10 protein-coding genes are annotated in these 10,254 nt (G+C 59.5%); 8 read left to right on the top strand and 2 right to left on the bottom strand.

What is annotated here, in order from left to right; genetic code table 11:
• Positions 1-860, bottom strand: an 860-nt coding sequence (locus AC1D2N_RS35835; RefSeq protein ID WP_130654435.1) for a LysR family transcriptional regulator, incomplete at its 3' end; no start/stop codon positions are given.
• A 120-nt stretch (positions 861-980) separates the two neighbouring features.
• Here AC1D2N_RS35835 and AC1D2N_RS35830 point away from each other — a divergent pair.
• The 7 genes from AC1D2N_RS35830 (at position 981) to AC1D2N_RS35800 (ending at position 8,324) form a co-directional block, all read left to right on the top strand.
• Positions 981-1,913, top strand: coding sequence for a VOC family protein (locus AC1D2N_RS35830; protein ID WP_477982987.1), 933 nt, complete (start codon positions 981-983; stop codon positions 1,911-1,913).
• 95 nt (positions 1,914-2,008) lie between these two features.
• Positions 2,009-2,698, top strand: coding sequence for a hydrolase (locus AC1D2N_RS35825; protein ID WP_477982985.1), 690 nt, complete (start codon positions 2,009-2,011; stop codon positions 2,696-2,698).
• A gap of 66 nt (positions 2,699-2,764) precedes the next feature.
• Entirely contained in the window at positions 2,765-3,055 is a 291-nt protein-coding gene (locus AC1D2N_RS35820) for a XapX domain-containing protein (RefSeq protein WP_477982983.1), read from the top strand.
• Positions 3,055-5,037 carry an amidohydrolase gene (locus AC1D2N_RS35815; protein WP_130729851.1) on the top strand — a complete coding sequence of 661 codons (1,983 nt, stop codon included), beginning with the start codon at positions 3,055-3,057 and terminating at the stop codon, positions 5,035-5,037. Before AC1D2N_RS35820 ends, AC1D2N_RS35815 begins: the two co-directional genes overlap by 1 nt.
• Before the next feature lie 199 nt (positions 5,038-5,236).
• A complete protein-coding gene (locus AC1D2N_RS35810; protein ID WP_130718842.1) occupies positions 5,237-5,680 on the top strand; it encodes a DoxX family protein in 444 nt (147 codons plus the stop codon).
• Entirely contained in the window at positions 5,677-7,275 is a 1,599-nt protein-coding gene (locus tag AC1D2N_RS35805; protein ID WP_477982980.1) for an MFS transporter, read from the top strand. Before AC1D2N_RS35810 ends, AC1D2N_RS35805 begins: the two co-directional genes overlap by 4 nt.
• Before the next feature lie 212 nt (positions 7,276-7,487).
• A complete protein-coding gene (locus tag AC1D2N_RS35800; protein WP_477982978.1) occupies positions 7,488-8,324 on the top strand; it encodes an alpha/beta fold hydrolase in 837 nt (278 codons plus the stop codon).
• Between the two features lie 132 nt (positions 8,325-8,456).
• Here AC1D2N_RS35800 and AC1D2N_RS35795 read toward each other — a convergent pair whose 3' ends face one another.
• Positions 8,457-9,350: a helix-turn-helix transcriptional regulator gene (locus tag AC1D2N_RS35795; protein ID WP_130729863.1), complete on the bottom strand. Its 894-nt coding sequence runs from the start codon at positions 9,348-9,350 to the stop codon at positions 8,457-8,459.
• Between the two features lie 302 nt (positions 9,351-9,652).
• Here AC1D2N_RS35795 and AC1D2N_RS35790 point away from each other — a divergent pair.
• A partial coding sequence (locus tag AC1D2N_RS35790) for an AraC family transcriptional regulator (RefSeq protein ID WP_477982990.1) occupies positions 9,653-10,254 on the top strand: 602 nt, incomplete at its 3' end.

Below are 10,254 nucleotides of genomic sequence, written 5' to 3'. Positions count from 1 at the left end.
AAGAACTTCGAGAACGAGGCGATACGGGGCGGCAGCACCTGATACGGGGGGTAATACAGGGTCAACCATAAGTCTGGCGGCGCCCAGTCCCGCAGGACGTGGACGAGCCGTCCGGTCCGCAGATGCTCGGCCACATGGAACTTGGGCAGCATGGCGACCCCGACGCCGTCGGCCGCCATCCTCGCCAACACCTCTCCGCTATTGGCGCTGAATGCCCGGCCCGCAGAAATCGTGGCGCTACCACTGCCGTCCGACAGCGTCCAGGTCTCCCGCTTGCTGTCRCCGCTATAGGCCAGGCAATCGTCYGGAATGAGCTCGTTCGGATGCTTCATGTCGGAAAACCGGCTGCCYGGCGCTGCGACSAGGATACGGCGCACGACGGTGATCTTGCGCCAGATCGTGAACTTGTCCGAGGGTGCCGCGGAAATGCGGATTGCCAGATCATAGTCGTCATCGATGATGTCAACGAGTCCRTCCGCAAGCGAGATCTCGAAGCTGATCTTCGGGTAGCGTTCCTTGAAGGCCGAGAGGATGGGCGGCAGGACCTGCTGGCCGAACCAGGTCGGCGCGCTGATTCGCAGGCGGCCATGATCSGCCTTGTGGGTATTCATCACGTCCTTGCGCGCGTTGTCCAACGCCTGCACCGCCGGCTGAATCTGGGCGGCGAAGATCGCGCCGTCGGTCGTCAGCGACACCTGGCGCGTGGTYCGCACGAAGAGTTGCACGCCCAGGTCTTCTTCCAGGGCCGCGATCGCCCGCGTGACGGCSGCCGGGGTCATGTCGAGCTCGCGTGCGACCTGCGCGAAGTTCCGTTTCTCGGCGGCCAGCARAAAGGTTCGAAGCAGCTTGTAGTCGTTCATTGATTATTTCACCTGAGGCAATTCMCTGACAATTATTATTGCAATTCCGACCGGTGATCAACGGGCGTAGGTTTTCAATCACACCAGACAAACCAACGCAGCCGCGGAAGGGCGAGCATTATGATCAAGGATATCAAGGGACTGCATCACATCACGTCGATGGCATCGGATGCCCGGCAGAACAACGCGTTCTTCACGGACACGCTTGGCCTGCGCCGYGTCAAGAAGACCGTSAATTTCGACGACCCYAACGTCTACCACCTCTATTACGGTGATGAGGCCGGCACCCCCGGCTCCGTCATGACCTACTTCCCTTTTCCCGACGTAATGCGCGGCCGCCCAGGCGTTGGCGAAGTCAGCGAAACACAGTTCGCAGTGCCTAAGGGCTCACTCTCCTTCTGGCAGGATCGCCTGTCGGCAAAAGGAGCCGTCAACCTGCTTACCGACACTGCCTTCGGCGCTGCCCGCCTCCTGTTCAAAGGGCCGGACGGCGAAGGKTTTGCCCTTGTCGAAACGGAAAATGATGGCCGCAAGGCCTGGAMTGGTGCCGGCATCGACGAAAGCGTTGGCATCCGCGGCTTCACCGGTGCYAAGTTCCGCCTGCATGACACCGCTGCCACGTCCGAACTGCTTGGGTTCATGGGCTACCAGCGCGCCGAAACGGATGGTGCCGTCACCCGCTTCATCATCCCCGGCGGCAATGGTGCGGATACGATCGACCTCGAGGTCCTTCCGAAMACACCTTTCGCAAGGCAGGGCGCAGGTTCGGTGCACCACATCGCTTTCGCCGTCGAGAACCGCGCAAAGCAGCTCGAAGTCCGCAAGGYYYTGATGGACACGGGTTACCAGGTWACACCTGTCATCGACCGTGATTAYTTCTGGGCCATCTACTTCCGGACACCCGGCGGCGTCCTGTTCGAAATCGCCACGAACGAACCCGGTTTCGACCGCGATGAAGATACGGCGCACCTCGGCGAGGTTTTGAAGCTGCCGGCACGGTACGAGCCTTATCGTGAMCAGATCGAGGCCGGGCTGGCACCGCTCGCCGCCTGACGTCGCTTTCCAACAATACGGCGGCATAACTTTCAAGACGTKCCGCCTTCCCTGCCYCATTACCTACCTTCAACTCAGTCAAAGGAAGATACGAGATGTCCAGCAAGCTTCAGGTCCTCACCCCGCAGAAYAGTCAGATCATCTTCATCGACCAGCAGCCGCAGATGGCTTTCGGCGTTCAGTCGATCGACCGCCAGGTCTTGAAGAACAATGTCGTCGGTCTTGCCAAGGCCGCCAGGATTTTCAACATCCCGACCACAATCACCACCGTCGAGACCGACAGCTTCTCGGGCAAYACGTTYCCGGAACTGCTCGCCGTCGTTCCCGAAAACGACATCCTTGAGCGCACATCGATGAATTCATGGGACGACCAGAACGTCCGCGACGCACTTGCCAAGCAGGCTGCCRATGGCCGCAAGAAGATTGTCGTCGCCGGCCTCTGGACSGAGGTCTGCAACACCACCTTCGCGCTCTCCTGCATGAACGATACCGACTACGAAATCTACATGGTTGCGGATGCTTCCGGCGGCACCTCCGTCGATGCGCACAAATATGCGATGGACCGCATGGTGCAGGCTGGCGTCGTTCCGGTCACCTGGCAGCAGGTCCTGCTCGAATGGCAGCGCGACTGGGCCCGCAAGGAAACCTACGACGCGGTCACGTCGCTGGTGAAGGAGCATTCCGGCGCTTACGGCATGGGCATCGATTATGCTGTTACGCATGTCCATGGTGGAGCCGAACGCGTCAAGCATGGCAAGCGGATCGGCCCGAACCCTGCCAAGTAAACCGTCAATCACTCCGGCCGGCTGCGTCCTGCCGGAGTGATTTTATTCACCACGCGAGGTTCCCCTATGAAACTCTATCTTCTTTCACTTGGCGCCGGCCTGCTGGTGGGCGTGATCTACAGCCTGCTCAATGTTCGCTCGCCTGCCCCGCCTGTCGTCGCGMTCATCGGGCTGCTCGGCATCCTTGTCGGCGAGCAGCTCGTGCCGCTGGCAAAGAGCATTTGGGCTCGCGAACCTGCCGCCGTCTCCTGGCTTCATCAGGTCAAGCCGCACATGTTCGGTCACCTTCCGAAGGGCGGGAAAAACGTGGTGGCGGTGAACCCACCCMATGTAGATTCAACATCGGGGAAAAGCTGATGACGACGCGCCGCACATTCCTGGGCGCAGCATCGAGCCTCGCCTTTTCAAACTTGTTTTCACCGGCCAATGCCGCCGATCCCAACAAGACCGGAGCCGCTTCCATGTACGCAGACATCGTTCTTCACAATGGATTGATCACGACGCTTGATCGCGCGAATCCGAACGCCACCGCAATCGCCGTCAAGGACGGCCTATTCATGGACGTGGGCACCGACCGTGACGTCATGGTGCTTGCCGGACCCGATACGAAGATCGTMGATCTCAAGGGCAAGCGTGTATTGCCTGGTCTGATCGACAACCACACGCACGTCGTGCGCGGTGGCCTGAACTTCAACATGGAGCTTCGCTGGGACGGCGTGCGGTCGCTCGCCGATGCGATGGACATGCTGAAACGACAGGTGGCGATCACGCCTGCTCCGCAATGGGTGCGTGTCGTCGGGGGCTTCAGCGAACACCAGTTCGCGGAAAAACGCCTGCCGACGATCGACGAGATCAATGCTATTGCACCCGATACGCCTGTCTTTCTGCTGCATCTCTATGACCGCGCACTGCTCAACGGTGCTGCCCTTCGTGCCGTCGGCTATACCAAGGACACGCCGAACCCTCCAGGCGGCGAGATTACCCGCGACGCCAACGGCAATCCGACGGGCCTTTTGCTTGCCAAGCCGAATGCCGGCATTCTCTATTCGACTTTGTCGAAAGGGCCCAAGCTTCCATTCGAATATCAAGTCAATTCCACCCGCCACTTCATGAGGGAACTGAACCGGCTGGGCATCACCGGCGTTATCGATGCCGGCGGCGGTTTCCAGAATTACCCGGACGACTATGCGGTGATCCAGAAGCTCTCGGACGAGGACCAGCTTACAGTACGTCTGGCCTACAATCTCTTCACGCAGAAGCCGAAGGAAGAGAAGCAGGATTTCCTCAACTGGACGCAGTCGGTCAAATACAAGCAGGGCAACGATTATTTCCGTCACAACGGCGCCGGCGAGATGCTGGTGTTTTCCGCCGCGGACTTCGAAGATTTTCGCCAGCCCCGCCCGGACATGCCGCCGGAAATGGAAGGCGAACTGGAGGACGTCGTTCGAGTCCTGGCTGAAAACCGCTGGCCCTGGCGGCTTCACGCCACCTATGACGAAACGATCAGCCGCTCGCTCGATGTGTTCGAGAAGGTCAACAAGGACATCCCGCTCGAGGGACTGAACTGGTTCTTCGACCATGCAGAGACGATTTCCGATCGCTCGATCGACCGTATCGCAGCGCTCGGTGGCGGCATCGCCACGCAGCATCGCATGGCCTATCAGGGCGAATATTTCGTCGAGCGATACGGCCACGGCGTTGCAGAAGCGACACCGCCGATCAGGCGCATGCTCGATAAGGGCATCAACGTCTCCGCCGGTACCGATGCGACGCGCGTCGCCTCCTATAATCCGTGGGTCTCGCTGTCCTGGATGGTAACGGGCAAGACCGTCGGCGGCATGCAGCTCTATCCCCGCGCCAATTGCCTCGACCGTGAAACGGCGCTGCGCATGTGGACCGAGAAGGTCACTTGGTTCTCTAACGAGGAAGGCAAGAAGGGCCGCATCGAGAAGGGCCAGTTCGCCGATCTCGTCGTGCCGGATAGGGACTTCTTCACTTGCCCAGAGGATGAGATCTCGTTTCTGTCCTCGCAGTTGACCATGGTCGGCGGCAAGATCGTCTTCGGTGCGGGCGACTTCAAGCCACTCGACGAGAACGACGTGCCTCCCGCGATGCCGGACTGGTCTCCCGTGCGCACGTTCGGCGGCTACGCGGCATGGGGCGAACCGCAGGGCGCAGGCATGAACTCCTTGCGCCGTACCGCAATCTCGACGTGCGGTTGCGCCAGTTCCTGCAATGTCCATGGTCACGACCACGCCGGCGCCTGGACATCGAAGCTGCCGATTGCCGATCTCAAGGGCTTCTTCGGCGCGCTTGGTTGTGCCTGCTGGGCCGTGTGACGCCGCGCGGTATCGCGCCCGAATTGAGTGGGCAGCGGCCTCCGCTGCCCAATTTGCTCTATCAGATCGTTTATTGCGAWAATCGCAATTAAATCGAAATAATTGATGCAATTGTTGGCGRTAATCTTTCTGGCCAATATCGCTCCACCAGCGGCAAACAAAGCCGCTTGTTTTGATCRACAACACGACAGGAGCAGACATGATTGATCATTTTTCGTCCAGCCGTCACCGGGGCTCTCCTCTTGCGCGGATCATCACTGCACCAGCGACACGGTTCGTCGCGCTCCTCGCTCTCTGCGCGGCCTATATCCAGGGGCCGCTCACCAAGCTCTTCGATTTYCAGGGCGCAATCGCTGAAATGAACCATTTCGGTCTGTATCCGGCGGCATTCTTCGCGGTCGCCGTTATCACCTTCGAATTAGCGGCTTCGGCCATGGTGGTGTCGGGGATCCTTCGCTGGGCAGGTGCGCTGGCGCTCGCCGGGTTCACACTCTTTGCCACCCTTATCGCCCTTCGTTTCTGGGAGCTGCCCCCGGGCATGGAGCGCATGATGGCAACCAACGCCTTCTTCGAACATCTCGGGCTCGCTGGGGCTTTCATCATTGTCGCGACAATTGATCTGACCAAGGGAGCTGGCAAATGAGCACTACCAAATCCTCCGGGAGCAGCTTTGCYCCCCTTGCCCAGCCCGTCTTTGCAGTTCTTTGGGCTGCAACCGTCCTCGGAAATACCGGCAGCTTTATGCGCGATGTCGCCAGTTCCTGGCTCATGACCGATCTATCGGCSTCGCCGGCGGCCGTCGCGCTGGTGCAGGCGGCCGGAACMCTGCCGATCTTCCTCCTGGCGATACCTGCAGGCGTGCTCACCGATATTCTCGATCGCCGCAAATTCCTGATCGCCGTGCAGATCTTGCTCGCGTCGGTCAGCGTAAGCCTCATGATCCTGGCAAATACCGGCATGCTTTCGGTCAGTGCSCTGATCGGCCTGACCTTCCTTGGCGGCATCGGCGCCGCATTGATGGGGCCGACCTGGCAGGCGATCGTGCCCGAACTGGTGAAGAGAGAMGACGTCAAGARCGCCGTCGCGCTCAACTCGCTCGGCATCAATATCGCCCGGTCGATCGGGCCGGCTGCCGGCGGCCTGCTCCTTGCTGCCTTCGGCGCGGGCGTCACCTATGGCGCGGATGTTGCGAGCTATTTCRTCGTCATCGCGGCGCTCGTCTGGTGGCCGCGGGCAAAGAACGCGAATGATGCATTGGCGGAAGGCTTCTTCGGCGCRTTCCGTGCAGGCCTGCGCTACACCCGCGCCAGCAAGCCCTTGCATGTCGTACTTTTGCGTGCGGCGATCTTCTTTGCCTTCGCCAGTGCCATCTGGGCACTCCTGCCGCTCGTCGCCCGAGARTTGCTCGGCGGTGACGCAGGCTTCTACGGTATCCTSCTTGGCGCCGTTGGCGCCGGCGCGATCGGCGGCGCATTGCTCATGCCTAAACTGCGCGAGCGTTTTAATGCCGATGGCCTGCTGCTCGGTGCCGCTGTTATCACAGCACTCGTGATGGGCGCTTTGTCGCTCGCGCCGCCGAAATGGGTCGCCATCATTGTTCTGCTCTTTCTCGGAGGCGCCTGGATCACCGCCCTGACCACGCTGAATGGCGCAGCGCAGGCCGTGCTCCCGAACTGGGTCCGCGGTCGCGGGCTGGCGGTCTATCTCACCGTCTTCAATGGCGCGATGACGGCAGGTAGCCTTGGCTGGGGTGCCGTTGGTGAAGCTGCTGGGGTGCCGGGAGCGCTGCTGATCGGCGCGGTGGGACTGCTCGTTGCAGGCTTCATCATGCATCGTTTAAAGCTGCCGGCCGGCGACGCGGATATGGTGCCGTCCAATCACTGGCCAGAACCCTTGGTCGCCGAGCCTGTCGCCCACGACCGCGGACCTGTTCTGATCCTCATCGAATACCATGTCGAAAAACATCATCGCACAGCCTTCCTGCATGCGCTGGATGAGATGTCCCACGAGCGRCGCCGGGAYGGCGCCTACGGATGGGGGGTGACGGAAGACTCCGCCGATCCGCAAAAGATCGTCGAATGGTTCATGGTCGAATCCTGGGCMGAGCATCTTCGYCAGCACAAGCGGGTTTCAAATGCCGATGCTGACCTACAGGGCCAGGTCCTCGCCTATCACTCAGGAACGGACAAGCCGGTCGTCCGGCATTTCCTCACAATCAACCGGCCGGGGGCCGCCTAGSAACGCGGGAGAGCGGCATCCCCCACTACCCTCGAATCAYAGCCATCAAAGGATCACGGTACGCGACAATGACCGAGAATTTYCCTTCCATCACCCGCCGCAGCGCATTGCTTTCCGGCGCTGCCACCGCAGCCGCCATGGCACTCCCCACATCTTTCGGGTTTGCTGCCAACATTTCTTCCACCCCCACCTCAATCAAAGGAGACAATAGAATGGGCTACATCACCACCAAGGACGGCGTCGAAATCTTCTACAAGGATTGGGGTCCRAAGGATGCCCAGCCGATCGTCTTTCACCATGGCTGGCCGCTCTCGTCGGACGATTGGGACGCACAGATGCTGTTCTTTCTGTCGAAGGGTTACCGCGTTGTCGCCCATGACCGCCGTGGTCACGGCCGCTCTGCTCAAGTTTCTGACGGTCATGACATGGACCACTATGCCGCCGATGCCTTCGCCGTGGTCGAAGCGCTCGATCTGAAAAATGCCGTTCATATCGGCCATTCGACCGGCGGCGGAGAAGTTGCCCGCTACGTTGCAAAATTTGGCCAGCCCGCYGGCCGCGTTGCCAAGGCCGTTCTGGTTTCCGCCGTCCCGCCGCTGATGCTCAAGACCGAGACAAATCCGGGCGGCTTGCCAATGGAAGTGTTCGATGGCATCCGCCAGGGCGTAGCTGAGAACCGCGCGCAGCTCTTCRTCGATTTTCCCACTGGTCCGTTCTATGGTTTYAACCGCCCYGACGCCAAGGTCTATCCGGGCGTTATCCAGAATTGGTGGCGGCAGGGCATGATGGGCAGTGCCAAGGCCCATTACGACGGGATCAAGGCCTTCTCCGAGACCGATCAGACGGAAGACCTGAAGGCAATCACTGTTCCGACGCTCGTTATGCACGGCGACGACGACCAGGTCGTGCCGATCGACAATGCCGGCAAGCTTTCCGTCAAACTGGTGCAGAACGGCACCCTGAAGGTCTATCAGGGTTATCCGCATGGCATGCTGACAACCCATGCCGATGTCCTGAACGCCGACCTCTTGGCATTTGTCCAGGCTTAATTGGACTGTCCGGGTGAGGCCGTTTCGGCCGCACCCGGATCCGGCCACACAAGCTCGACCAATATGGCCATCGCCGTGAGTTTTCTGTTCTGAAGCTTAGCTCAAGAGCAGTGCTGCGCGATTGTGTTTCCGTCAGTGTCGGTTGCGCAAGCGCCAAGCGGCAGGAGGCACTCCCTCGGCCCTCGTGAAGGTTGCGACGAATTCACTTTCGTCAGGAAAGCCGCACTCTGCAGCGATCCGGGCAATAGTTTCACCGGTTCTGCTCAGTTGCGATTGGGCTCTGCTCATTCGATATGACGCGATCCATTCCGAAACTGACTGCCCGGTCGTGCTCAAAAATCCGGAACAGAGCTCATCGACTGAAAACCCGCACGCTTCGGCGATCTTATCGACCGGTGTGCCGCCTGATAGGTTCGCAGCTATGTACGCCTTGATGCGCTTTTCTTGCAGCGGAGACAGTTGACCGGTGCCCGAAAGGTGCTGGATGGGGGACCGCCCATAACGATGCGTAAGATGGGCGCTTAGCGCTAATCCGATATGAGGAAGCAGTGTGTCCCTGACTTCGTCCGGCATGTCGAACATCGGTATCAGTGCAGCGCCGATATTGCGGACCACCTGATCGTCAATCCCGCGGCAGGTTATGAGGTCATCAATACGCGGCTCGCCTGCTTCCTCAGCGAGCTCGATAAAAAGCGCGCTTGGGATATGAAACGCGAGTGCTTCGAAGCGGCCACGAACAGAAATTGCGGCGCCGTTCCTCAGACTGATAAGACACATAGAACCTCTGGAATAGGCCTTCAGAGGTGTCCGTGCACCGTCCGGGCGGACGTCACAATGATCAACGTCGACGAGATAAAGCATGACCAGAAAGGCGTCATCAGCCGGCAGGAGGATTGTATGTTCGCCATTGTCATAGGAGTGCTCGAGATGGACGACAGCGAGCTTTGCCTCGTAAAGAGGCCTGATTGCCAGCGCCCTTGCAGCACTAATCCCAAAACACGCCGCAATTCTCTCACTGACCGTCAACGCTTCACTCACATGTGTCTCGATCATCCTGGCTGGGGACTGTATAGCCGTCCCAACGAGATGCTGCGCTTCAAAGTTTCCTACACAGGTTTCAAACGGCAATATTGAACAAAAGGATCCTCGCGGGGCCGATTTAACAAATTGTCGTGTGGCAACTTAGCGTGGGAAAGCTACCAAGCCGGCATGTCCCGTGTTCGAGTGTCTAAAAATGAAAGAAGTGCGTCGTGGTCCAAGTTCTCCCCCTCCGCCACCAATCTTCCACTGGAAACTCGACCGACGGGTTCGGGTGCTCGTTGAAGCAGTTGTCGATCAACCAAAGCCTACCTGGTTCAGACATCGATATCTTTCGGAAGGCGACAGTCAACACTAAACTCGATCAGGTTATGACACCGGCAAGCGATCGAGGTTTCGTCGTGGGGGTTTCCTCGCTCGGTGGCCACACGCGGCGCATCTTCCACGAACATCGTGCGGAAGCTCACGACTTTACCGAGAACTCGATCTATATTCGCAACCTTTCGGAAGCCTACAAGGCGGATCTCCGCGGTCCTTTCGATTTCGTGTTGTTTGAGATTTCGCCAGCGTCCATCGGCAAAATTGCCGATGATGCTGAAATGCCCGGCGTGACGTCGCTGTCAGTTGAGACCGCGTCAAAAGATATTGTGCTTGCCAATCTCGCTCGGGCGCTGATCCCGGCACTCGAAAAGCCGGACGAAGCCAACGCGCTGTTCGTCGAGCAAATGACGACAGCCATCGGCACCTACCTGGTCCAGCGTTACGGCGGCCGGCCAACGGTAGCCTCCGATAGGTCGGGCAGCCTCTCGCGGACGCATGAGGATCTGGCGAAAAGTCTGCTTCTTGAGAACCTCGACGGCAACGTGTCGATTTCCGAAGTCGCGCAGATGTG

This window comes from Rhizobium sp. P1_B8, from assembly GCF_056406515.1.
Note: the sequence above shows the minus strand (reverse complement) of the source record. Positions and strands in the feature narration are given on the sequence as shown.